Origin of the sequence: Winslowiella arboricola, from assembly GCF_025527015.1 — a bacterium.
In the GTDB taxonomy this organism is placed as follows: Bacteria; Pseudomonadota; Gammaproteobacteria; order Enterobacterales; family Enterobacteriaceae; genus Erwinia; species Erwinia arboricola.
Genome location: NZ_JAODIM010000043.1, coordinates 125,112 through 148,381, shown reverse-complemented (window position 1 = coordinate 148,381; position 23,270 = coordinate 125,112). Strand labels below are relative to the sequence as shown.

The following is a 23,270-nucleotide window of genomic DNA, read 5'->3' as shown; positions in this document are numbered from 1 at the left end:
TTTTTCAGGCGTGGTTTTTACAGGAAAGGCGTGACATCGCCGACCCCTTCACGCATCACTTCCGGCACACTTTCGGTGAGATCGATAACCGTGGTTGGCTGCTGCCCCAAAAAGCCGCCATGAATAATTAAATCCACCACTTTGCCAATACTGTCCTGAATCTCTTCCGGATCCGACTCGGTGAAATCATTGCCTGGCAGCATCAGTGATGTCGACATCATCGGCTCATTCAGCGCTTCAAGCAGCGCCAGCGCAATCGGATTAGACGGCACACGCAGCCCAATCGTTTTACGCTTGTCGTTCATTAAACGACGCGGCACCTCTTTGGTCGCCTTCAGAATAAACGTGTAATTGCCCGGCGTATTATTTTTGATCAGGCGGAACGCGGTGTTATCAACGTGCGCATAGGTGGAGAGCTCAGAGAGATCGCGGCACATCAGCGTAAAATTATGCTGACCATCCAGCTGACGAATCCGGCAAATTCGCTCCAGCGCACTTTTGTCTTCGAGCTTACACCCCAGCGCGTAGCCGGAATCGGTCGGATAGACAATCACACTGCCTTTGTTCAGCATTTCAACCGCCTGCTTAATCAGGCGCGGTTGTGGGTTTTCCGGATGAATATAGAAAAATTGACTCATAACAGACCTCTTGTCGCCCCTGATGTCCGGGAATATTACTGCGCGATATCCGGGTAACGTGTCCAGATGGCCTCAACGCCACCGGGTAACCACAGTTTTTTTCCCAATTCGATCCACGGACAGGGCTGATGAAAATCGGAGCCTTGCGATGCTGCCAGCTGATAATCCCGCGCATACTGCGCCAGCTGACTACGTTCCTGAGGTGGTTGTTGACACTGCGCCACTTCCATCGCGTCGCCGCCAGATTCAGCAAAATGGGCCATCAACCGTTTTAGCCACTTGGCCGATAAGCCGTAGCGTCCCGGATGAGCCAGCACCGCACGACCACCAGAATGATGAATCGCATCAATAGCTTGTTCTATTGTACACCACTGAGGCGGCGCGTAACCGGTTTTGCCACGCGCCAGGTAATTTTTAAAAATCTGCGCCATATTGGCGCCCTTACCCTGCTCGATCAGGTATCGGGCGAAATGGCCGCGGGTAATCGCCCCCCCGTCGGCCAGACGCAGCGCGCCTTCCAGCGCACCGGGGATTTGGGCTTTTTCCAGTCGTTCCGCCATTAGCCGGGCGCGCGCCATGCGGCAATCGCTCTGCCCTTGCAAAAACGCCGTCAGTTGCGGATGGTGAATATCAATGCCAAGGCCGACAATATGAATTTCATGGTTCTCCCACAGCGTCGACACCTCGACCCCGGCAATAAGCTGTAGCGCCAGCTGATGCTGCGCAATGGCGGCACGCGCATCTTCTATACCGCCGACCGTATCGTGATCGGTGATCGCCAGCACGCCAACCCGCATCTCAGTTGCACGCAGTACCAGTGCCTCTGGGGTGAGAAGTCCATCAGAAGCGCGCGTGTGGCTGTGAAGATCGTAAAGGGGGAAGTTACTGAGGGGCGTTACGGCAGTCAAAAGTGCTCCGGTTACGTAAGAGAGTAAGACGACATGATAACGGGAATTTATCTGCGGGGGAAAAAGAGTATTGACATTTTTCCTCCGAACCAGTTAACTAGTACACAAGTTCACGCGCACAAAGGATCTGACATGAAGGGTTTAATCATAAAGAGTGTAATCATGAATATGCCTGGCTGGTGGCGCACTTCTTCCTGAAGGGCGACGTCGTCATGCACATTTTGAACCCGTGCAGATCCCGAGCCCGCTAAAAGCGGGCTTTTTTTTTGAGTGACAGATTAGAGAAAATATCATGCCATCTGCCAAACCTACCCTGAAGTTAATTACCGGCAATGCGCCTTACCGCGAAGATCCGGCCGCAGTGTTCCATCAGCTGTGCGGCGCACGCCCGGCGACCCTGCTGCTTGAATCCGCAGATATAGACAGTAAACGTAATCTGAAAAGCCTGCTGATCGTCGACAGCGCTCTGCGCATTACGGCGCTGGATAAAACCGTCACCATTCAGGCGCTGTCCGAAAATGGCCGTGCGCTGCTGCCGCTGCTGGATGCCGCCCTGCCTGCCAGTGTCGATAACCAGATTCGTCCCGACGGTCGCCTGCTGACTTTCGCAGAAGTCGATCAGTTGCAGGATGAGGACTCACGTCTGCAATCGCTGTCAGTGTTTGATGCGCTGCGCCTGCTCCCGACGCTGGTTAGCACCCCGGAAGAAGAGCGTGAAGCGATGCTGCTTGGCGGTCTGTTTGCTTATGACCTGGTGGCCGGTTTTGAACAGCTGCCCGCGCTGGATAATCAACAACGCTGTCCTGATTACTGTTTCTATCTGGCCGAGACGCTGCTGGTGATTGACCACCAGACCCAGACCTCACGTCTGCAGGCCAGCCTGTTTACCCCTTCGACTGCCGAATTCCAGCGTTTACAGAGCCGTATCGAACAGCTGCATGGCCAGATGCTGCAGCCAGCCCCGGCGCTGCCGGTGCAGTCAGTGGAAAATATGGCGCTGAGCTGCAACCAGAGCGATGAAGAGTACTGCGCAATAGTGCGCCAGATGCAGGAAGCGATTCGCGTTGGTGAGATTTTCCAGGTGGTGCCGTCACGTCGCTTCTCGCTGCCTTGTCCGTCGCCGCTGGCAGCCTATGACACGCTGAAAAACAGCAACCCAAGCCCGTATATGTTCTTTATGCAGGATCAGGATTTCGCGCTGTTTGGCGCCTCGCCGGAAAGCTCGCTGAAATATAACGCCAGCGATCGTCAGATTGAGATCTACCCGATTGCCGGCACCCGCCCACGCGGTCGTCACGCCGATGGTTCACTGGATCGCGATCTCGACAGCCGTATCGAACTGGAGATGCGCACCGACCATAAAGAACTGGCGGAGCATCTGATGCTGGTTGACCTGGCGCGTAATGACCTGGCGCGCATCTGCGAACCCGGCAGCCGCTATGTCGCTGACTTAACCAAAGTTGACCGCTACTCGTTTGTGATGCATCTGGTTTCACGTGTGGTAGGCAAACTGCGCGGCGACCTTGATGTGCTGCACGCCTATCGCGCCTGTATGAATATGGGCACCCTGAGCGGGGCGCCAAAAGTGCGCGCCATGCAGCTGATTGCTGGCGCCGAAGGCACCCGTCGCGGCAGCTACGGCGGCGCGGTGGGTTACTTCACCGCCAGCGGTGATCTGGATACCTGTATTGTGATTCGTTCAGCTTACGTGGAAGACGGCGTGGCAACGGTTCAGGCAGGCGCCGGCGTGGTGCTGGATTCCAATCCACAAGCCGAAGCCGATGAAAGCCGCAATAAAGCCCGCGCGGTACTGCGCGCGATCGCTACCGCTCATCATTGCACGGAGATTTTCTGATGGCCGATATCCTGCTGCTCGACAATATCGATTCCTTTACTTACAACCTCGTCGACCAGTTACGCGCCTTTGGCCATAACGTGGTGATTTACCGTAACAATATGCCAGCAGACATTCTGATTGAACGTCTGCAGGGCATGCAGAATCCAGTGCTGATGCTGTCACCTGGTCCTGGCACGCCAGCCGAAGCGGGCTGTATGCCGGAGCTGTTGCAGCGTCTGCGCGGCAAACTGCCAATAATCGGCATCTGCCTTGGTCATCAGGCGATTGTCGAAACCTGGGGCGGTCATGTCGGTCAGGCGGGTGAGATCCTGCACGGTAAAGCCTCGTCGATTAGCCATGACGGTGAAGCGATGTTTGCCGGGCTGAGCAATCCGTTGCCGGTCGCGCGCTATCACTCACTGGTTGGCAGCAACATCCCGGACGAATTAACGATTAACGCCACCTTTAACGGCATGGTAATGGCAGTGCGTCATGACGCCGATCGCGTCTGCGGCTTCCAGTTCCATCCGGAATCCATTCTTACCTCTCAGGGCGCACATCTGCTTGAGCAGACCCTGGCCTGGGCGCTGGCGTAATCTAAGGAGAATCAGATGCAAAATATTCTGGAAAAACTATATCAGGCGCATACCCTGAGCCAGGCCGAAAGCCACCAGCTGTTTTCCGCTATTATTACCGGCCAGCTTGAACCGACGCAGCTGGCAGCGGCGCTAATTGCAATGAAAGTACGCGGCGAACGCCCGGAAGAGATTGCCGGCGCCGCCAGCGCGCTGCTGGAAGATGCCAAACCCTTCCCTCGCCCGGATTATGCGTTTGCCGATATTGTCGGTACCGGCGGCGACGGCAGTAACAGCATTAATATCTCCACCACCAGCGCCTTTGTCGCCGCCAGTTGTGGGCTGAAAGTAGCGAAACATGGTAACCGCAGCGTCTCAAGCAAATCGGGATCCTCCGATCTGCTGGCCGCTTTCGGCATCAGCCTTGATTTGCCCGCCGATAAAGCGCGCCAGGCACTGGACGATCTCAATGTCTGTTTCCTGTTTGCGCCGCAGTATCACACCGGGTTTCGCCACGCGATGCCGGTGCGTCAGCAGCTGAAAACCCGCACGCTGTTTAATGTGCTGGGGCCGCTGATCAACCCGGCGCGTCCACCGCTGGCGGTGATTGGCGTGTACAGCGCGGAGCTGGTGCTGCCGATTGCGCAGACCCTGAAAGTGCTGGGCTATCAGCGCGCAGCAGTAGTTCACGGCGGTGGTATGGATGAAGTGGCGCTGCACAGCGCAACCCATATTGCTGAACTGCGTGATGGCGAAATCACCAGCTACCAGCTGACGCCGGAAGACTTTGGCTTAAGCTTCCATCCGAAAGAAGCGCTGGCCGGCGGTACACCGGAAGAAAATCGTGACATTCTGACGCGATTGCTCCAGGGTAATGGCGAGCGCGCCCATGAAGAGGCGGTTGCGGTTAACGTCGCGATGCTATTAAAAGTCTTCGGACATGAAGATTTACGTGAAAATGCCCAGCGCGCCCTGCAGGCCATACGCAGTGGCCAGGCCTGGGAACGCGTCGTCGCACTGGCAGCAAGAGGATAATCATGCAGGATACCGTACTTAAAAAAATTGTTCAGGACAAAGCGATCTGGCTGGAAGCGCGGAAAGCGCAGCAGCCTCTGGCCAGTTTCCAGAATGAGGTCACGCCGGCCAGCCGCAGCTTTTATCATGCACTGCAGGGAACCCGCACGGTGTTTATCCTTGAGTGTAAAAAAGCCTCGCCGTCGAAAGGGGTGATCCGTGAAGATTTCGACCCGGCGACCATTGCCGGTGTCTATAAACAGTATGCTTCAGCGGTGTCAGTACTGACCGATGAGAAATATTTCCATGGCAGTTTCGATTTTCTGCCAATTGTCAGCGCCGCCATCACGCAGCCAGTGTTGTGCAAAGACTTTATTATCGACCCGTATCAGATCTACCTGGCGCGTCACTACCAGGGCGATGCCATCTTGCTGATGCTCTCGGTACTGGATGATGAGCAGTATCGTCAGCTGGCGGCCGTCGCCCACAGCCTGAATATGGGTGTACTGACCGAAGTCAGTAATGAAGAAGAGCTCGAGCGCGCCATTGCGCTGGAAGCAAAAGTGGTAGGCATTAATAACCGCGATCTGCGCGATCTGTCGATTGACCTCAATCGCACCCGTCAGCTGGCTCCACGGCTGGCGCCGGGTGTGACGGTGATCAGCGAATCCGGTATCAGCACTTATGCACAGGTGCGTGAGTTAAGTCGCTTTGCCAATGGCTTCCTGATTGGCTCAGCGCTGATGTCGGAAGATAACCTCGACACAGCCGTGCGCCGGGTACTGCTGGGCGATAATAAAGTCTGTGGTTTAACCCGGCCAGAAGATGCGCAGGCGGCCAGTGAAGCTGGCGCGATATTTGGCGGGCTGATTTTCGCCGCCGGTTCTCCGCGCCAGATTGATATTACCCAGGCGCGCACCGTTATCGCCGCTGCGCCATTAAAGTATGTTGGCGTGTTCCGCAATACGGCCATCAGTGACGTTGTCACTACGGCACAAGCCCTGTCGCTGCATGCCGTACAGCTGCATGGCGATGAAGATCAGGCATTTGTCGATGCGCTGCGTCAGCAGCTTCCGGCCAGCGTGCAGATCTGGAAAGCCTTCAGCGTTAAACAGAGCCTGCCCGCACGCGACTGGCAAAACGTCGACCGCTATCTGCTGGATAACGGCAATGGCGGCAGCGGCCAGCGTTTCGACTGGTCATTGCTCGCCGGTGAGCAGTTGAATAATGTCCTGCTGGCCGGTGGTTTAGGCGCGGATAACTGTGTCGCCGCCGCGCAGCTGGGCTGTGCCGGTCTTGACTTTAACTCCGGCGTAGAGAGTGCGCCGGGAGTGAAAGACAGCGCAAAAATCGCCGCCGTTTTCCAGACGTTAAAAGCTTACTAATTGTCGGAGCCGGGTGCGCCCGGCGGCCCTCTCAACTGAGAAAAGAGACATCCTATGACGTTACTGAACCCCTACTTTGGCGAATTTGGCGGCATGTATGTGCCGCAGATTCTGATGCCAGCGCTACGCCAGCTGGAAGAAGCGTTTGTCAGCGCGCAGCGCGACCCGGAATTTCAGGCGCAGTTTACTGACCTGCTGAAAAACTATGCCGGTCGCCCGACGGCCCTGACGTTGTGCCAGAACCTGACCAAAGGCAGCAAAACCCGTCTGTATCTGAAGCGCGAAGATCTGCTGCACGGCGGCGCGCACAAAACCAATCAGGTATTGGGTCAGGCGCTGCTGGCTAAGCGCATGGGTAAAACCGAGATTATCGCCGAAACCGGCGCCGGTCAGCATGGCGTGGCGTCAGCGCTGGCCAGTGCCCTGCTTGGTCTGAAGTGCCGCATCTATATGGGCGCCAAAGATATCGAACGTCAGTCACCGAATGTGTTCCGTATGCGCTTAATGGGCGCGGAAGTGATTCCGGTGCACAGCGGTTCATCAACGCTGAAAGATGCCTGTAACGAAGCGTTGCGTGACTGGTCTGGCAGCTACGAAAACTCCCACTATATGCTGGGTACAGCGGCGGGCCCGCATCCGTACCCGACGATTGTGCGCGAATTCCAGCGCATGATCGGCGAAGAGACTAAAGCGCAGATTCTTGAGCGTGAAGGTCGCCTGCCGGATGCGGTAGTGGCATGTGTCGGCGGCGGCTCCAATGCCATCGGTATGTTTGCCGATTTTATTGATGATGCTTCGGTTGGCCTGATCGGTGTGGAACCGGCGGGTCACGGTATCGAAACTGGCGAGCACGGCGCGCCCCTGAAACATGGCCGTGTCGGTATCTACTTCGGTATGAAAGCGCCAATGATGCAGACCGAAGATGGTCAGATTGAAGAGTCCTACTCCATCTCTGCTGGCCTCGACTTCCCGTCAGTCGGCCCACAGCATGCGTATCTCAACAGCATTGGCCGCGCCGAATATGTCTCGATTACCGATGACGAAGCAATGGAAGCCTTTAAAGAGCTGTGCCGCGCCGAAGGCATTATCCCGGCGCTGGAGTCTTCTCATGCCCTCGCTTATGCGCTGAAAATGGTGCGTGATAACCCGGAAAAAGAGCAGCTGCTGGTGGTTAATCTTTCCGGTCGCGGCGATAAAGATATTTTCACCGTCCATGACATTCTGAAAGCGAAGGGAGAGATTTGATGGAACGTTATCAGCAGTTATTCACACGTCTGGACGCAGCCAGAGAAGGCGCTTTTGTGCCTTTTGTCACCCTCGGCGATCCGACGCCAGAACTGTCACTGAAAATTATCGATACCCTGGTGGACGCTGGCGCTGATGCGCTGGAGCTTGGCATCCCCTTTTCCGATCCGCTGGCCGATGGCCCAACCATTCAGGGTGCCAATCTGCGGGCATTTGCAGCGGGCGTCACCCCTGCCCAGTGTTTTGAACTGCTGGCGACCATTCGCCAGAAATACCCGACTTTGCCGATTGGTTTGCTGATGTACGCCAATCTGGTATTTTCCGGCGGTATTGATAACTTTTATGCGCGTTGCGCCGCAGCGGGCGTTGATTCGGTGCTGGTTGCCGACGTGCCGATTGAAGAGTCAGCGCCTTTCCGTCAGGCGGCATTGCGCCATAATATCGCGCCAATCTTTATCTGCCCGCCGAACGCCAGTGACGATCTGCTACGCGAAATCGCCTCCCACGGTCGCGGTTATACCTACCTGCTGTCGCGTGCCGGTGTCACCGGTGCCGAAAAGCGCGCCAGTTTGCCGCTGCAACATCTGGTCGACAAATTACGTGAATACCATGCCGCACCGCCGCTGCAGGGCTTTGGTATTTCGGAGCCATCGCAGGTTAAAGAAGCCATTGCTGCTGGCGCAGCTGGCGCGATTTCCGGTTCGGCGATTGTTAAAATCATCGAAAAAAACCAGGCAAATCCGGATGCGCTGCTGGCCGAATTACACAGTTTTGTCAGCAAACTGAAGGCTGCCAGCCGTTAATCTCTGCACAAAATGCCTTATTAATCTGATAAGGCATTATTTTTTATTTCTCCGGTATTCAATCCCCGTCAGGCTTATTAAACCGCCCCGCTTCAGTGCAAATCGCTAAATACCGCCACGCTTGTGATAAGCAAAAAAGCACCTACATTTATTAACATCATCCCCATAAAGAGAGTTGTTCTGAGGTATTATCATGATTAGCTCATGGTGTGAAACGATGATGCGCTGGATAAGTGTGTGCGTGCTGTTGTTTATTGCCACTGTTGCCTGGTCCGCAGATAATGCCCTGTTTTCCGCGCCGCAAAACAGGCTTGATCCGGACAATTATCGCTTTGCTGATCTGCCGTCAACCCAGTCTGTTACGATTATGCGCGCCCGGGCAGCCATTCTGGCGGACGATGCCCAGGATATAGCGCTGGAAGTTAAACCAGATGAAATATTAATTGCGCATAAAACAGCGTTTACACAGGACAGCGCTGGTCTGGCCATCTGGCAGGGTGCCATTAAGGCTTCGGTTAATCCCTCCCCCGATGACGCATTGATAAACCAGGTTATTCTGGTCAGGAACGGTGACAATATTACCGGCGCCATCCATTATAACGGCGAGCTGTATCAGATATTTCCGCTGGGCGAAGGTAACCACGCAATTATTAAAACCGACAGCGATCGTTTACCCTGGAGAGAAGATGATACCGTTGAAGCCTCAGCCAACAGCAGCATTCCTCCACCAGCCACATCATCCGATCAGGGAGAATTAATTAAGATCCGTGTTATGGTCGCCACCACTAATCAGGCTCGCGCCAGAGTCAATGATATTCCGGCGCTGGTAGCGCTGGCGATTAACGATGCAAATCAGGGCTATAAAAATAGCGATATCCATATTGAGCTTGAAAATGCCGGTATCCTCAATGTTGATTACGATGAGCAAGGGCTGAACAGCGATATGCTGACGCAGGTGCGTAATCCACAGGACGCGAAGTTAGGCGCTATCGTGCATGCTTTTCGCGAGCAGCATCTCGCCGATGTGGTGGTGCTACTTAGCAACGATTTTAAATCCAGTTGTGGTATCGCCTACGTCCATGCCATTAAACAGTCGGCGTTTGGCGTTGTGGCGTGGAGTTGCATTAGCGATCATATCTTCGCTCATGAGATAGGCCATAACCTGAGCGCCACCCATAATCCGGAACATGGCAATAATGCCCTTTTTGCTTACGGGCACGGTTACCGCCAAACTGCCCAGATGCCGCGATGGCGTACCATTATGTCCTATCCCTGCACCCCTGCATGCCCGTTAATCAATCTCTGGTCTACTCCCAATAAGCAGCACCTTAATCTGATTGCTGGTAGCGCAACCACCAACGATAACGCCAGACTGCTGAATGAACGCCGGCAAACGGTGGCTAATTTTTATCCGCCATTTACCCACTGGACCCAGGTGGGTGAATTACTGTCGCAGGCTGAATTGCCGGCACGGCAATTTTTTGAGGTTCAGCTGAAAGACACGTCAGGCAATCAGGTGTTGTCGGGCTTTGATTTCCCTGCCAGCAAAACCGGTCAGTGGGAATGGCCAATGTACCTTGCCGGAGATATTAACCGTCATTTTCCGGCGAATGTGGTGCGTGCTGGTGAAATGAACAGCAATGGTGATATTCAGATCGTAAACTGGTCGGGCTACAGAAATAAGCTGTGGTTGTATAATGCGCTGGTCAATAAACAGTATTTGCAGATAACACGTCGTACTCATGCGCTGATAAACGGTGAGAACTGGTTCTCCATCGGTCAGCTTTTCGGTGAAAACCCGGCGATACCCGGCACAATAAAACAGGCGGTGCTGCGCAATATCCTTAGCGGCGAGGAACTGGCGCGGGTTTCATTGCCCATTACCGCGCAGAATGAAGATAAATACAGCTGGCCATCACAGCTGGCGCAGGCGATCAATACCGCCACGCCAGGTAAAATGCAGGCAGGCGAAATGCGTAGCGACGGCTCTGTTCATCACGTTCCCTCCAGTTCTTACCGCAATCTTATCTGGGTTCCACTGGCGCAACGGCTGCAATTGGCCTTTAGTGTGGATACTATTACCCCCGAGCCAGAACCAGTAATACCAGTGCCGGAGCCTGAACCTGTGGTGCCGCCACCTGAACCCGAGGTTCCGCCATCGCCTGAACCTGTAACACCTCCACCTGAGCCAGTAAAGCCACCGCCAGAACCGGTGACGCCTCCACCGGCGCAATATGAATACCGTTATCCCGATCAGATGAACAAATATGCTGAAGGGACGCGGGTGCTGGGCAGCGACAACCATATTTACCGCTGCAAACCGTTCCCATACAGTGGCTGGTGCCGGATCTATTCGCCGTCGGCAAATCACTATCAGCCAGGGGTAGGCTCAAACTGGCGGGATGCCTGGACCCGGGTGGATTAATGGGCTGGTTCGGGAGTGGCTTATTAGCTGATAAGACACTCTTTCCTTTCTCTTTTTTACGCTTTGACATTGGTAAATCTGGCGGTTGTGGCCCACAATCATTAAGGCTTCCGTTATTGGTAACGGAAATATCCATTGATGGTGACAGGGAGATAAACAATGAAGTTATTTAAAGTCGTCAGCGGTGCGATTATCGCTGCGGTGGTTGCATTAGCTGTAAGCGCCTGTGCGCCAACATCAACTAAAGAAGGAACCGGCGGCTATCTTGATGACACCGTAGTTACAACCAAGGTGAAAGCTGAGCTACTGGGTGATAAATCGCTGAAATCGACCGAGATTAATGTCGAAACCTTTAAAGGTCGCGTACAACTAAGCGGCTTTGTCTCCTCACCACAGGCAGCCAATCGCGCCGTGCAGGTAACCCGCAGCGTGCCGGGCGTCAAATCTGTGGTTAACAATATGCAGATTAAATAGTACTAACTCTGAGATATCTGTGATGGCCGGGCAATGCCCGGCCATTTTTTTGCTGCAAATCACAGCTGGTTATAACACCCACTAATTTTCATTGACTCTCAACTCCACGGTGGGCACTATACCCACAAGTCAACGAAATGGAGGGTTGATGAGCAGTGCAGAGTTATTAAAACGACTAATTGCTGATGGATGGGTTAAACAGCGGCAGACAGGGAGTCATATTACGCTGAATAAACCGGGAGTAATCAAAGTCATTACCGTCCCCCACCCCAGAAAGGATTCTTCAAAAGGGGGTGTCCGACAAGCTCAGGAAATTTCTGGTCTTAGATTGTTATAACCGGTGCGACGGGAGCCGCACCTTCTCTGCAAGGGTCATCACCTGAACCTGATGAGGTATATATGATTTATCCGCTGTTTATTTTTAAAACTGATAGTGGCACCTGGGATGGCTACTTCCCCGATGTCGAGGGGTGTTTCTTTGCGGGTGATAGTTTCGAAGATGCCATATACGATGCTGAATCCGCCTTCGGCCAGCATATGGAAGTGTTAACGGAACAAGGGGGGCATGTACCTGCACCTCGTGATCCGGCGGATTATCTCGGTGATCCACGGCTGAGCGAAGATGCCGGTTTCTTAGCCCTGGTGGAGATTGATCCGACAAAATACGAAACTAAGGCCGTTAAATTCAATCTCACCATGCCAGGTAATCTGATTACGGCGATAGACCGTTTTATTGCGCAGAACGGGCATTACAAAAACCGCTCCGCCTTTCTTTCCACTCTCGCCCGCAGAGAGATAGCGCGCGGCTGACCAGCAGGGCCACCGTTAAAGGCGGCGGCCCTGCCTGAATACAACCTCAGAAACGATATCCCAGACCAAAGAAGAACACCCACGGGTCGATACGGGTATTAATGTTCTGCTGTTCCCCGTTGGCTTTAAATTTCACTTCGGTATCGATATCCATATACCAGACTGACATATTGATCAGCCAGTCATCATCAACTTTATAATCCAGCCCCACCTGTCCCGCCATGCCCCAGGAATCCTTAACGCTCAGATCGCTGAGACCCGCATCGCGTCCGGTCTGATTGAAATCGGCATCATAAAAAGTGGTGTAGTTAATACCGGCACCAAGATAGGGACGTACTTTGCTGCTGCTGTCGAAGAAATACCACTGCGCCATTAGCGTGGGCGGCAGTTGTTTGACCGTCGCCAGATTGCCGGTGGCGGCAAGGCCGACTTTATGGCGGAAAGGCGTCGCCGCCAGCAGCTCAACACCGATATTATCGGTTGCCATCCAGGTAAAGGTCAGGCCAAGCTGGGTATTGTTATCCACGCTAAATGAACCCATGCCCAGCACATTATCCGAACCTTCCGTTGGACGTACCGTTGCGGAACCGGCACGCATAAAGAAGTCTCCCGCCTGATGCGCACTTGCCACCACTGGCAGCACCGCTGCCAGAGCCAGAACTACCGTTGCCAACTTCATACCCACTCCTTTTTTATTAATTTGCGCGCCTGCCGGCTGTTTTGCGCCGGCTCGTTTCTGCTTCGTGAGACATATTTACACCGAATATCACAAAGATCATGCGAATCAATTCTTTTAAACTTCTTAAAAAACAATGGATTGATTTGGATCAAACTTTTGGGATCCCACGCACGGAAATAGCCATTGAACAAACTCCGACAAGCGGATATTTTGCTCACTTGTGCCAGTGGATTTTGGTTCGAAACCTCAGGAGGGGTGGGCGATCAAATGAGCGATACTCTTAATCCGTGCGTAACCTGTGGCGCCTGCTGCGCTTATTTCCGTGTCTCTTTTTACTGGGCCGAAGCCGATGATGGCGGCGGCCACGTTCCGGTCGCGCTCACCGAGCCGGTAACCCCTTTTTTGCGCGCCATGTCTGGCACCAACAGTAAATCCCCCCGTTGCAGCGCACTGCGGGGAGAGGTTGGCGGCTGTGTCACTTGCACCATTTATGAAAGCCGGCCAACCCCCTGCCGGGAGTTTCCGATGTCCGGTGAAAATGGCCAACCCAATGATGCCTGTGACCGTGCACGGGCAAAATACGGCCTGCCGCCACTTTTTCAGCCGTCATTACCAGCAATAACCGAAAGTTATGTAAGTCAGGGTGCCAGCTTACTGTCAGACCATGTACAATCGCCGGGTCTATAAATTTGGTTTACCCAAGGAGAGTACATGTCTATCACGGCGGGTTCGTTATACCGTGACACGGGAAATTTTTTACGCCATCAGCTGATTACCATTGTATTGATGGCGTTGCTGACCTCATTTATTACGGTAATGATCGGCCACGCGTTAACGCCAGGCGCCGATCAACTGTCAATACTGGGCGAAGGCGACAGCGGTAGCGCCACCACCCTGTTTGAGATGGTGCAGAGTATGACGCCAGAGCAACAGCAGGTGTTATTACGCGCCTCGGCTGCAGGTACTTTCGCCTCGCTGGTGGGCAATGTGTTGCTGTTAGGCGGCATGTTGTGTCTGATCCCGATGGTATCGTCCGGGCAACGTGTCAGCGCCCTGCGCGCCATTGGCGCCTCCGCCCCGCTGTTGCCACGCCTGCTGCTGCTGACCTTCCTGGTCACCCTGGTGGTTCAGCTTGGCTTTATGGTGGTGGTAGTGCCCGGGGTGATGCTGGCGATCCTGCTGGCGCTGGCGCCGATTATTATGGTGACCGATAAAAGCGGCGTGTTTGCCTCCATGCGCACCAGCGTGCGTCTGGTGTGGAGCCAGATGAAACTGGTCGCGCCGGCGGTGATCCTATGGTTGCTGGCGAAGGTGCTGCTGATGTTGCTGGCGGCGTCATTTACCATTCTGCCGGCCAATGTTGCATCAGTGGTATTTAATGCGATCAGCAATCTGGTTTCAGCCATATTGATTATTTATTTGTCGCGTTTATATATGCTGTTACGTTAATGATAAAGGCATGCCCTGCCCGGGCATGCCAGATCGGTGATTTGGAAACCTTTATGAAGCAGTTACTCGATTTTCTCCCGCTGGTTGTTTTCTTTGTCTTCTATAAGCTTTACGACATTTTTGTCGCATCGGGCGCGCTGATTGTCGCTACCGGCCTGGCGCTGGTGGTCAGCTGGGTGCTATATCGTAAGCTGGAGAAGATGACCATTTTCACCTTTGTGCTGGTCGCGGTGTTTGGCACCCTGACACTGGTGTTTCATAACGATGAGTTTATTAAGTGGAAAGTCACCGTTATCTACAGCCTGTTCGCGATTGCCCTGCTGTTCAGCCATTTCTGGATGCAGAAACCGTTGATCCAGAGCATGCTGGGTAAAGAGATTCAGTTGCCGGAGTTCGCCTGGCGCAAACTGAATATTGCCTGGGCGCTGTTTTTCCTGCTGTGTGGACTGGCAAATATTTATGTCGCTTTTTGGCTGTCGCAGGAGTTTTGGGTTAACTTTAAAGTATTCGGCCTTACCGGTTTAACGCTGCTGTTTACCCTGCTCAGCGGCGTTTATATTTACCGTCTGATGCCACAGGAACAAAAATAATCATTCTGTGCCCGGCTGTTCAGCCGGGTAATTTTGCGCCATCTGGCCATATTTTATAAGAAGCGAAGCAATGGACGACAAACCGAAATCCCCGCAGGGCGAAGTTGTGCTGCGTACGCTAGCTATGCCCGCGGATACCAATGCGAATGGCGATATCTTTGGCGGCTGGATCATGTCACAGATGGATATGGGTGGTGCCATTCTGGCGAAAGAGATTGCCGAAGGCCGCGTAGTTACCGTGCGCGTTGATGGTATGACCTTTCTTAAGCCGGTGGCGGTGGGTGATGTGGTGTGCTGTTATGCGCGCTGTATGCGTACCGGCACCAGCTCGATTACCATTAATGTTGAAGTGTGGGTGAAAAAGGTCTCTTCAGAACCGATTGGTCAGCGCTACCGCGCCACCGAAGCGGTATTTATCTATGTCGCGGTAGATCCTGAGGGCAAAGCGCGACCTTTGCCGCCGGGTAAAAGCAACTTTACCTGGGACAGCGAAGCATAAAAAAACAGGGCGGAAATATCCGCCCTGTTTTTTTAATGTCGCCCGAACTATTCAAGGCTGGCGCCGCCATCAATGCGGAAAACAATATTCATGGTGATATTGCTGCCCGGCTTACCACTTTCATAACGCCATTTCTTCATCGCCTGCTTCACCTCACGCTCGAACATATTGCGCGGCTCCGCCGAGAGAATGCGAATATTATCCACCTGACCGCTGCCGTCGACATCAAACTGCACGCGTACCTTGCCTTCGACACGCAGCGCAAAGGCTCGTGCCGGATAGGCCGGTTTGCCCACATTCAGGGCGCGAGGTCCGGTGGCAACCGCTTTAGAAGGGGCTTCTGACAGCTTCGGCGCGGTAGACGGTTTTGCCGCTTCCTTTGGCGCCTCTTTGTCAACCGGAGCGGCCTGACGCGGCTGCGTTTTCGGCTTCACCTCTTTCGGCTTCACCACCTCTTTTTTCACCGGTTTCGGCTTTGGCTTCGGTTCTGGTTTCGGCTTGGGAATCGGCACCGGCTCAGGTTTGGGTGGTTCCGGCTCAGGTTCTGGCTCAGGTTCTGGCTCAGCAACGGGTTGCGGCGCAGGCGTGGGTTCTGGTTGCACTTCAGGCGCAACCATCGTCACGCTAATCGGCTGGGACGCTTTGGGTACATCGATAACCTGGTGAAAAGAGGCATAAAGCAAACCCGCGATTACTGAGCCATGTAGCACCACAGAGAGCAGCAGCGGCAATGGCGAAGGTCGGGGTAAATTTGTCATTAGCGTCGTCATAGTTAATCAGCTATTTTGATGAAGCGACAATAGTAAATGCAAATAGCAATCAATTTCAATAAGCACGCCGGTTTAAGCCGGAGAAAAGTGTAAATTCGTCGCTCACTGATCAGAACGGTCACATATCTCTTCCTGTCGTGCATGTCATCATCGCCAGCAGAATCTACCGCGCTAAGCCATGAAAAGCCGATTGTTATAAATGCAGCCGGGCCACAGGACTATCTTTTAAACCCAGGTCGCTAAAAAGCAATTATGCGGCCTCCCCTGCCATTATCAGCAAGGAAACTCTATCTATGAGCAGCATAAAGACAAATTCATCGTCGGGTGAGCGCGTTTATGTATGAGTTCCGGGAAGTTTATTTGCCAGTTCAAAGCATTCCGGCTGATTCTGCCAGCTTACCCGGCATGACTCAGACCACTCAGGTTGCCGGGGCCATAAGCGAAGTCACGCAGTCAACGGCAACCCTCGCTTCGTTCAGATCCGGCAGAGACGCTTCGGACAGCGCCCCCCTGCCACCGGATCTTCAAGGCTGCAACCCCATGCAGGGTCTCGTTATGTCGCAGACAGAGCTCAATTTATTACTGGAAGAGCGGAGCAGCAGACATCAGTTGCTGCCCCACCAGCAACCGCCATTTATGCAGGCGGCTTCCACCGCAATTGTTGCCAATGTGGAAAGGGATGAGTGGTTTTTCGGCGACCCTGCTGCTGCAGACTCTGACGAGTCCAGCAGCGATATCTCCGGCATCAGGACAATCGCTGGCCCCGGCGGCGTCACCAGTCAGTCCGGAAGAAAGCGAACGGCGGATATACGGGATGACCCGACACAATATTATCAGCACTTTCGCTGGCGACATCCACAGCCGGCGGCAGCGACCAGCCTTCTCCCGCCTGATAACAATGCAAGCTCAGAACAGGTAGCAACAACCCCGAGCGGGTCAGCCACGCACGCCTTGCAGGCCGGCTATCCTGAATTGATGCTTAAGGACAGGTTCTTGCATTGGGTCCGCAAATTTAAGGAGTACTATATCGGAAATTCGGCCCTCGACTGCTGTATATCCCTGTTCAATCAGCCAGGCATGCCACGCGGTGCTTCTTGTGCATTAATGCAGGAGGTTATACGCAAGGTATTAGAAATCGAGGGTATCAGTTCATCCCCCAATTCCTCTACTATCAGAATTGCAGTAATGGCAACGCGGGAGGTTAATTATCTGCCTGAAACCGCAAGGGTGCTGGAGCAGCTGCGAGAAATGGCTCCGGGATATCAGGGCTACAATTTAGAATCGCTGATAGTGGCATTGCTGAACAAACTTGCCACCAAAAAACCTGTGGCTGGATGTGTGCTGTTTTCGATTTTATATGATTTTTACCGGCGCTATAACGCGGGTCTGAAGGGCTATGAGTTTATTAATACCCTCCTGAAGGGTAAAGCGCCGTCGATTGACACCGTCAGATTTGCTGTGAAAGTTCAGGGGATAACAGTCAGTCAGACACTCCTTGACTGGCTAAGGCCACACTTATTAACCGCGCCAGATTATAACCCCATCAAACTCACCGGGGACAAAATAAAAGCGATTTTTGCTCATAAAGATGCCCCCGGCGATCTGAATGAAAGAACATTTTATGAGGCGCAACGGCAGATTTTAAAGGGAAATGCACTCGGAAGCCGGTTCGTTTTTAATATATTAGTCCCGGATGCTCAGCATAAGCGGCCACCACCGTTATCTAAAACAGAACTAAGAAAACAAGCTGAAGCAGGTATCGGTCTCCATCCGCAGGCTGAAGCACTGATTGAGCAGGCTAACTGGTCAACGCTGCCCGGCACCAATGAGAAGAAGCTGATCTCCTTACTGCTGTTTTTGCAGGAACATAGTGTAAAACTGGAATCCAAACAACTGTATATAGCCTTGTGGTCTGAACTGGGTAATCAGACGCCAAGCTATAATTCCATAGCCAAGATCCATTCCCGTTTCAACGCGAAGGTGCCCGAACAGGTATTCAAATGGGTGAAGCACAACTTAACGTCATTGCAGGGTTTTGAGGCAAAAGAGATCGCCAGAAAGCTGTTTGAACGGGAACCAAAGCCTCATGGCGTGAGCGCTTCCAGCATTTACAAAGCCCTGCTTAAGCTGTTGCGCGACAAGGAACCGGGCTTCAGCCTTGACAGAATGCCGGGGATTGATTACGTCTATCAGTTAGATAAAGACTATCAACCGGCAAGAGCACGGACAGCAGCAGCCGACGTATTCAGGCGACTGCCGTCGCCTGCCTCTGGCAAAGATCCGCTGAACAACCCTTAACGCATATTTAGGTTTCAATTGCACTCTGCCTGACGATGACTTAACGTAAACGCCGAATCTCAATGACCCGACAGGAGTTCTGAACGTGCTCTATGTAATTTACGCTGAAGATAATGCTGACTCTCTGGAAAAACGTACCGCCGTGCGCCCTGCTCACCTGGCACGTCTGCAACTGCTTCGTGATGAAGGTCGCCTGATTGTTGCCGGTCCAATGCCAGCAGTAGACAGTAATGATCCTGGCGTTGCAGGATTCAGCGGGTCGACGGTAATCGCCGAATTTCCCTCACTGGAAGCTGCGCAATCCTGGGCAGAAGATGACCCCTATATTGCCGCGGGTGTATATAAGCAGGTAGCGGTTAAACCGTTTAAACGCGTGTTTTAAGCACGCAACCTGAGCGGGGCCAGCTGCTGGCCCCCATTGCCATTATCGTTATTGCGTAATAAATAGCAGAGAACGACGCTGCTGCTGGCTGACCTGATGTCGAAATGAGTGCATACGACCATAGCGACGGGACTGCCCTTCTAACCAGCGTGCTCTGCGACGCTGTGTCTGACGCAACATCCGCCACCGTGCGACTTCGTTTCTGCTTCGTCTCATCTCACCCTCATCGGTCAATAAAAACACGCGCAGTAGTATAGTCCTTTGTTGCGCCTGGCCTGCTCCGATGTGTTAAACGTTGAAAATGTCGCGACAGGGTTTCGCCCGCAGTCATCTGCACGTAAACTCCCTGAACCATGAGCGTGAACAGGACTTCCACTTAATGACCACTTTTTACACCTTAATCAGTTGGCTGCTGTTATTTGGCTACTGGTTACTGATTGCCGGTGTGACGCTGCGTATTCTGATGAAACGCCGGGCGGTGCCGTCGGCGATGGCCTGGCTGTTAGTCATCTTTATCCTGCCGCTAGTCGGTATTATTGCTTATCTCTCGTTTGGCGAGCTGCACCTGGGTAAGCGACGTGCGGAGCGTGCGCGGACGATGTGGCCATCTACGGCACGCTGGCTGAACGATCTGAAAGTCTGCAAACATATTTTTGCCACCGAAAACAGCGACGTTGCGCGCTCACTGTTTCAGCTGTGTGAGAACCGCCAGGGTATCGCCGGGGTGAAAGGCAATCAGCTCCAGCTGTTAACCACCTCTGAAGACACGATGAAAGCGCTAATCCGCGATATCCAGTTAGCGCGCCACAATATTGAGATGGTGTTCTATATCTGGCAACCCGGCGGTATGGCTGATGAAGTGGCGGAATCGCTGATGGCCGCCTCGCGTCGCGGCGTACACTGCCGTCTGATGCTGGATTCCGCAGGCAGCGTCGCATTCTTCCGCAGCCCGTGGGCGGCGATGATGCGCAATGCCGGTATTGATGTGGTTGAGGCGTTAAAAGTCAGCCTGTTACGTGTGTTCCTGCGCCGAATGGATCTGCGTCAGCATCGCAAAGTCGTGCTGATCGATAACTATATTGCCTATACCGGCAGTATGAATCTGGTGGATCCGCGTTACTTTAAGCAGGATGCCGGGGTTGGCCAGTGGGTCGACCTGATGGCGCGTATGGAAGGTCCGGTGTCGACGACCCTCGGTATTATCTACTCCTGCGACTGGGAAATTGAGACCGGTAAGCGTATTTTGCCGCCGCCGCCGGATGATAACATTATGCCTTTCGAGCAGGAGAGCGGTCATACCATCCAGGCTATCGCTTCCGGCCCGGGTTTCCCGGAAGATATGATCCACCAGGCGCTGTTAACAGCGGTCTATTCGGCGCGTTCGCAACTGATTATGACCACCCCTTACTTTGTGCCAAGCGACGATTTACTGCATGCCATCTGTACTGCGGCGCACCGCGGGGTGGACGTCAGCCTGATTGTGCCACGCCATAATGACTCGATGCTGGTTGGCTGGGCCAGCCGCGCCTTCTTTGCCGAGCTGCTGGAAGCCGGGGTGAAGATTTATCAGTTTGAAGGCGGCCTGCTGCATACCAAGAGTGTGCTGGTCGATGGGCAGCTGAGTCTGGTCGGCACCGTCAACCTTGATATGCGCAGTTTATGGCTGAATTTTGAAATTACGCTGGTGATTGACGACGACGGTTTTGGCAGTGATTTAGCCTGTGTTCAGGATGATTATATCGCGCGCTCACGTCTGGTCGACGCCAAACGTTGGTCGCGTCGTGCCTGGTGGCAACGTATCGTTGAACGACTGTTTTACTTCTTCAGTCCGTTGCTGTAAAACGTGCGAAACTGCAATGTGCCCGCAGGGCAAATGGGATCAATCATGGATTTAAATAACCGCCTTACCGAAGACGAAACCCTCGAACAGGCTTACGATATTTTTCTTGAGCTGGCTGGCGATAACCTCGATCCGGCCGATATTCTGATCTTCAATCTGCAGTTTGAAGAGCGCGGCGGCGCTGAGCTGCATGATCCGGCCGAAGACTGGGCGGAACATGTGGATTTCGATCTGAACCCGGACTTCTTCTCCGAAGTGGTGATTGGTTTAGGTGATGCAGATGGTGAGCCGATCAACGATATCTTTGCGCGCGTGCTGCTGTGTCGCGAAAAAGACCATAAGCTGTGTCATATCTTGTGGCGTGAATAATTTAAAAAAACTAACCATATGTTTTATAATAACTTTTATAGCCATGCACCCTAAAATGTTCCGGTCATGATTTTAAAAATTATTTAAAAAAAATTTTTAAGGCTGCCTTTAAAAGGCGGCCTTATGAGCTATTTTACTGAGCCACCATAGCACTGATATTGTTTTGTGATGCTTCCGTTCAATAATTGTCCAAACCCATTACGTTGTCCTTCAGTCCTCGCATGTGGGGTAAGTTCCTCTGCACTTTCATAACCCCACTTACTACAGACACGAGTAGCAATGCCCACTGCATCACTCCATCTTGCTTTACTACCATCATCCATTAAAGGCAGATTTTGTGAGTTAACGAATCCAACTGTCACCACTCCGCCAGCACGATCAGCATTAACAACTTCTACTGGTTTGCCTGTAGACGTGGCACAGCTAGCCAAAATCATTACTACCCCAAAAAGTGAGAACGCTTTTTTCATTTTTTTCAACCCATAGTTTTAACTGCTGCAGTAGATAAATGTCATTCAACTTTATTAAACTATGAATTTAAAAAATTAGGAACATTCTTAATGGTTTTTTTTTAGAACCGGCCTGCATCCCTTAATAAATTAAGTGTTAACGGCAGCGCGGCTTTAGTATAGCGTTCTTTTGCCATGCGCTGTGCCCGCTGCAATTCCCGCTGCCGCCTGTTTTTACGTCGAAACACCCAGTGCCCGGCTGACGCCGCAGTGCGCTACCACATTCGAGCTGAGCCATAGCGTCTCCATTTTCCTGCTGTGACTGGCGTAAAGCCAAGAAGCGCTCGAACCTGCACAGGCTGCCGCAGGTGCCGAAATTAATAAATTTCATGGCCTGCACCCGCCTAGCGACGAAATGGTTGTGGACGCTGCCAGGTAAAATCAGCAGCGGCCAGTGCATCAGCGGCGCGACGTTTGCTGGCACATGCGCGTGTTGTTTTACGTTGCACGGCACGGCGTGCGGCACTTTGGGTTGGATTATCGCATCCGGCTAAAGAGACTTCGTCTAACGTTCGGTCCGCTGCTCTTAGAGCATTTTTTAAAGCAGCTTCTGCATAGAGCATATGTTTCGCTGAAGTCATGGGGCGTTCTCCTGAAATTGGTTGCCGGTTTAGCGGCTTGCCGGCTGCCGTCGCGGAGCCCTGTTTCGCTGCAGGGGTACCGCTCTGTCTCCCTCGAGGGATTTTTCAAACGGCCCATAAGGACCGCTATTAATTGGCTGGTTATGCTGCAGCGCCGACTGTTACGGCATCCGTGGCCAATGCATGCCAGTCCTGCCACGTGACAGCACGCATGGCTACGCTGTTCGTCTGGAACATATTCACCAGCGTAGTGGCCCCGCTGCCGTCTAATGCGTTCTGAGTACCGGCATCTACCATTTGTACGGATGCCGACTTGCCGCTATCTGAGGTTGTGGTTGGCTCAGACAGAACCAGGCGACGAGCATTAATAGCCACCAGCTGACCATTGAGGTCGGCCGATGTGACGTGTAGCGCGACACCAAGACGTGCGAGGCTGCTACCGATATCGCTCAACTGCTCAAAAAACGTAGTTGCGGAAGTCGGATCCATAACCAGCACGGTGCCCCGCAGTGCGTTCTTTTCAGCGTGTGCGGCGAGAACACCTGCGACCGTGTTGGTTGCGGCTTGTGTAGCTCCCACCAGCAGCCCCTGCGGGCGAGCCTGCGTTGCTGTGCCGGTATCCAGCATGCTTTTGTCTAACTGGAGGGTGGTAGAATCAGCGAGGGTTTGCGCTAAAGCATCGTTGCTTGCAGCCGTTGTCAGACGTGCCGTCTCGTCACTTACAACAGCGATCGCGCTGATTTTCCGCGGTTGCAGACGGTCTGCGGCCTGATTATTCAGTCGGGTAACCGGCGTCTGCTGGCCCTCTGCGACCCACGATGCGCCAACGGCAGCGATGCCTGTTACCAGAGTGCCCACTGGCTGTACAGATGCACCCGCCGTGATTAATGCAGGTACCAAACTCTCTGCAACTAATGCGGCCGCGAGGTTCACTGCTACCGGATCAGCACCCTGTGGCGGTAAATCGCCGGTACTGGATGCGCCCACCAAAGCTTTTTGCACAAAAATCTGCACTGACTTATCGTGGGCCAGCGCGATATCGGCGTCTGAAACAGAGTTCTGAGCCAGGAATTTTAATCCGCGGATACCCGCTTGGGCGCGCATTGCTACATCAGCTTTCATAGTTTTATTGCCTCTTGTTCAGCAGCCGTCCGCGCGGTTTACACTGCTTAGGTTGTGGTGCTGGCGCG

24 protein-coding genes, 1 pseudogene and 1 other annotated feature are annotated in these 23,270 nt (G+C 53.3%); of the genes and pseudogenes, 17 read left to right on the top strand and 8 right to left on the bottom strand.

Annotated elements, in window-relative coordinates; genetic code table 11:
- Positions 1–17: 17 nt before the first annotated feature.
- Both N5923_RS18310 and rnm read right to left on the bottom strand, forming a co-directional pair.
- Positions 18–638 (bottom strand): L-threonylcarbamoyladenylate synthase, encoded by a 621-nt coding sequence (locus N5923_RS18310; RefSeq protein WP_267144936.1) that lies wholly within the window; start codon positions 636–638, stop codon positions 18–20.
- 35 nt (positions 639–673) lie between these two features.
- Positions 674–1,546: an RNase RNM gene (gene rnm, locus N5923_RS18305; protein ID WP_267144937.1), complete on the bottom strand. Its 873-nt coding sequence runs from the start codon at positions 1,544–1,546 to the stop codon at positions 674–676.
- A 171-nt stretch (positions 1,547–1,717) separates the two neighbouring features.
- Positions 1,718–1,813, top strand: a sequence feature (Trp leader region).
- A gap of 25 nt (positions 1,814–1,838) precedes the next feature.
- Here rnm and N5923_RS18300 point away from each other — a divergent pair.
- From N5923_RS18300 to N5923_RS18260, 9 genes and pseudogenes are all read left to right on the top strand, one after another.
- Positions 1,839–3,401 carry an anthranilate synthase component 1 gene (locus N5923_RS18300; RefSeq protein WP_267144938.1) on the top strand — a complete coding sequence of 521 codons (1,563 nt, stop codon included), beginning with the start codon at positions 1,839–1,841 and terminating at the stop codon, positions 3,399–3,401.
- Positions 3,401–4,993: pseudogene (gene trpD / locus N5923_RS18295) on the top strand (bifunctional anthranilate synthase glutamate amidotransferase component TrpG/anthranilate phosphoribosyltransferase TrpD). Before N5923_RS18300 ends, trpD begins: the two are co-directional and overlap by 1 nt.
- A gap of 2 nt (positions 4,994–4,995) precedes the next feature.
- The gene (trpCF, locus tag N5923_RS18290) at positions 4,996–6,357 is read left to right on the top strand and encodes a bifunctional indole-3-glycerol-phosphate synthase TrpC/phosphoribosylanthranilate isomerase TrpF (protein ID WP_267144939.1); all 1,362 of its coding nucleotides are present in this window, start codon (positions 4,996–4,998) and stop codon (positions 6,355–6,357) included.
- 54 nt (positions 6,358–6,411) lie between these two features.
- Positions 6,412–7,602: a tryptophan synthase subunit beta gene (gene trpB / locus N5923_RS18285; protein ID WP_267144940.1), complete on the top strand. Its 1,191-nt coding sequence runs from the start codon at positions 6,412–6,414 to the stop codon at positions 7,600–7,602.
- On the top strand, positions 7,602–8,405 hold the full coding sequence (gene trpA / locus N5923_RS18280; RefSeq protein WP_267144941.1) for a tryptophan synthase subunit alpha: 804 nt from the start codon (positions 7,602–7,604) through the stop codon (positions 8,403–8,405). The genes trpB and trpA overlap by 1 nt, the downstream gene beginning before the upstream one ends.
- 193 nt (positions 8,406–8,598) lie before the next feature.
- Positions 8,599–10,830, top strand: coding sequence for a M12 family metallo-peptidase (locus N5923_RS18275; protein ID WP_267144942.1), 2,232 nt, complete (start codon positions 8,599–8,601; stop codon positions 10,828–10,830).
- A gap of 159 nt (positions 10,831–10,989) precedes the next feature.
- Positions 10,990–11,304 (top strand): BON domain-containing protein, encoded by a 315-nt coding sequence (locus tag N5923_RS18270; protein WP_267144943.1) that lies wholly within the window; start codon positions 10,990–10,992, stop codon positions 11,302–11,304.
- A 148-nt stretch (positions 11,305–11,452) separates the two neighbouring features.
- Positions 11,453–11,641 carry a type II toxin-antitoxin system HicA family toxin gene (locus tag N5923_RS18265; protein ID WP_267144944.1) on the top strand — a complete coding sequence of 63 codons (189 nt, stop codon included), beginning with the start codon at positions 11,453–11,455 and terminating at the stop codon, positions 11,639–11,641.
- 62 nt (positions 11,642–11,703) lie between these two features.
- A complete protein-coding gene (locus N5923_RS18260; RefSeq protein WP_267144945.1) occupies positions 11,704–12,114 on the top strand; it encodes a type II toxin-antitoxin system HicB family antitoxin in 411 nt (136 codons plus the stop codon).
- Between the two features lie 46 nt (positions 12,115–12,160).
- Here the strand turns inward: N5923_RS18260 and ompW are convergent, their stop codons facing one another.
- Positions 12,161–12,793 carry an outer membrane protein OmpW gene (gene ompW, locus N5923_RS18255; protein ID WP_267144946.1) on the bottom strand — a complete coding sequence of 211 codons (633 nt, stop codon included), beginning with the start codon at positions 12,791–12,793 and terminating at the stop codon, positions 12,161–12,163.
- 267 nt (positions 12,794–13,060) lie between these two features.
- On the opposite strand from ompW, the gene N5923_RS18250 reads away from it, so the two are divergent.
- The 4 genes from N5923_RS18250 to yciA all read left to right on the top strand — a co-directional run bounded on the left by N5923_RS18250 (position 13,061) and on the right by yciA (position 15,331).
- Complete coding sequence (locus N5923_RS18250) at positions 13,061–13,480, top strand: YkgJ family cysteine cluster protein (protein ID WP_267144947.1); 420 nt, start codon at positions 13,061–13,063, stop codon at positions 13,478–13,480.
- Positions 13,481–13,504: 24 nt separating this feature from the next.
- On the top strand, positions 13,505–14,242 hold the full coding sequence (locus N5923_RS18245; RefSeq protein ID WP_267144948.1) for a YciC family protein: 738 nt from the start codon (positions 13,505–13,507) through the stop codon (positions 14,240–14,242).
- Positions 14,243–14,295: 53 nt separating this feature from the next.
- On the top strand, positions 14,296–14,832 hold the full coding sequence (locus N5923_RS18240; RefSeq protein ID WP_267144949.1) for a septation protein A: 537 nt from the start codon (positions 14,296–14,298) through the stop codon (positions 14,830–14,832).
- A gap of 70 nt (positions 14,833–14,902) precedes the next feature.
- The gene (gene yciA / locus N5923_RS18235; protein WP_267144950.1) at positions 14,903–15,331 is read left to right on the top strand and encodes an acyl-CoA thioester hydrolase YciA; all 429 of its coding nucleotides are present in this window, start codon (positions 14,903–14,905) and stop codon (positions 15,329–15,331) included.
- Between the two features lie 47 nt (positions 15,332–15,378).
- On the opposite strand, the gene tonB is transcribed toward yciA, so the two are convergent.
- A complete protein-coding gene (gene tonB, locus N5923_RS18230) occupies positions 15,379–16,101 on the bottom strand; it encodes a TonB system transport protein TonB (protein WP_267144951.1) in 723 nt (240 codons plus the stop codon).
- 555 nt (positions 16,102–16,656) lie between these two features.
- Here tonB and N5923_RS18225 point away from each other — a divergent pair.
- Together N5923_RS18225 and N5923_RS18220 are read left to right on the top strand one after the other, a co-directional pair.
- Positions 16,657–18,399 carry a hypothetical protein gene (locus N5923_RS18225; protein ID WP_267144952.1) on the top strand — a complete coding sequence of 581 codons (1,743 nt, stop codon included), beginning with the start codon at positions 16,657–16,659 and terminating at the stop codon, positions 18,397–18,399.
- Between the two features lie 85 nt (positions 18,400–18,484).
- Positions 18,485–18,781, top strand: coding sequence for a YciI family protein (locus N5923_RS18220; RefSeq protein ID WP_267144953.1), 297 nt, complete (start codon positions 18,485–18,487; stop codon positions 18,779–18,781).
- A 48-nt stretch (positions 18,782–18,829) separates the two neighbouring features.
- Here the strand turns inward: N5923_RS18220 and N5923_RS18215 are convergent, their stop codons facing one another.
- Positions 18,830–18,997: a YciY family protein gene (locus N5923_RS18215; RefSeq protein ID WP_267144954.1), complete on the bottom strand. Its 168-nt coding sequence runs from the start codon at positions 18,995–18,997 to the stop codon at positions 18,830–18,832.
- A gap of 163 nt (positions 18,998–19,160) precedes the next feature.
- Between N5923_RS18215 and cls the strand changes: the two genes are divergently transcribed.
- Together cls and N5923_RS18205 are read left to right on the top strand one after the other, a co-directional pair.
- A complete protein-coding gene (gene cls, locus N5923_RS18210) occupies positions 19,161–20,621 on the top strand; it encodes a cardiolipin synthase (protein ID WP_267144955.1) in 1,461 nt (486 codons plus the stop codon).
- 45 nt (positions 20,622–20,666) lie between these two features.
- Positions 20,667–20,990: an HI1450 family dsDNA-mimic protein gene (locus N5923_RS18205; RefSeq protein ID WP_017799866.1), complete on the top strand. Its 324-nt coding sequence runs from the start codon at positions 20,667–20,669 to the stop codon at positions 20,988–20,990.
- Between the two features lie 128 nt (positions 20,991–21,118).
- On the opposite strand, the gene yecR is transcribed toward N5923_RS18205, so the two are convergent.
- The 3 genes from yecR to N5923_RS18190 all read right to left on the bottom strand — a co-directional run bounded on the left by yecR (position 21,119) and on the right by N5923_RS18190 (position 23,202).
- A complete protein-coding gene (gene yecR, locus N5923_RS18200; RefSeq protein ID WP_267144956.1) occupies positions 21,119–21,460 on the bottom strand; it encodes a YecR family lipoprotein in 342 nt (113 codons plus the stop codon).
- Positions 21,461–21,843: 383 nt separating this feature from the next.
- Positions 21,844–22,080 (bottom strand): hypothetical protein, encoded by a 237-nt coding sequence (locus tag N5923_RS18195; protein WP_267144957.1) that lies wholly within the window; start codon positions 22,078–22,080, stop codon positions 21,844–21,846.
- 141 nt (positions 22,081–22,221) lie between these two features.
- Entirely contained in the window at positions 22,222–23,202 is a 981-nt protein-coding gene (locus tag N5923_RS18190) for a phage major capsid family protein (protein ID WP_267144958.1), read from the bottom strand.
- Positions 23,203–23,270 lie beyond the last annotated feature (68 nt).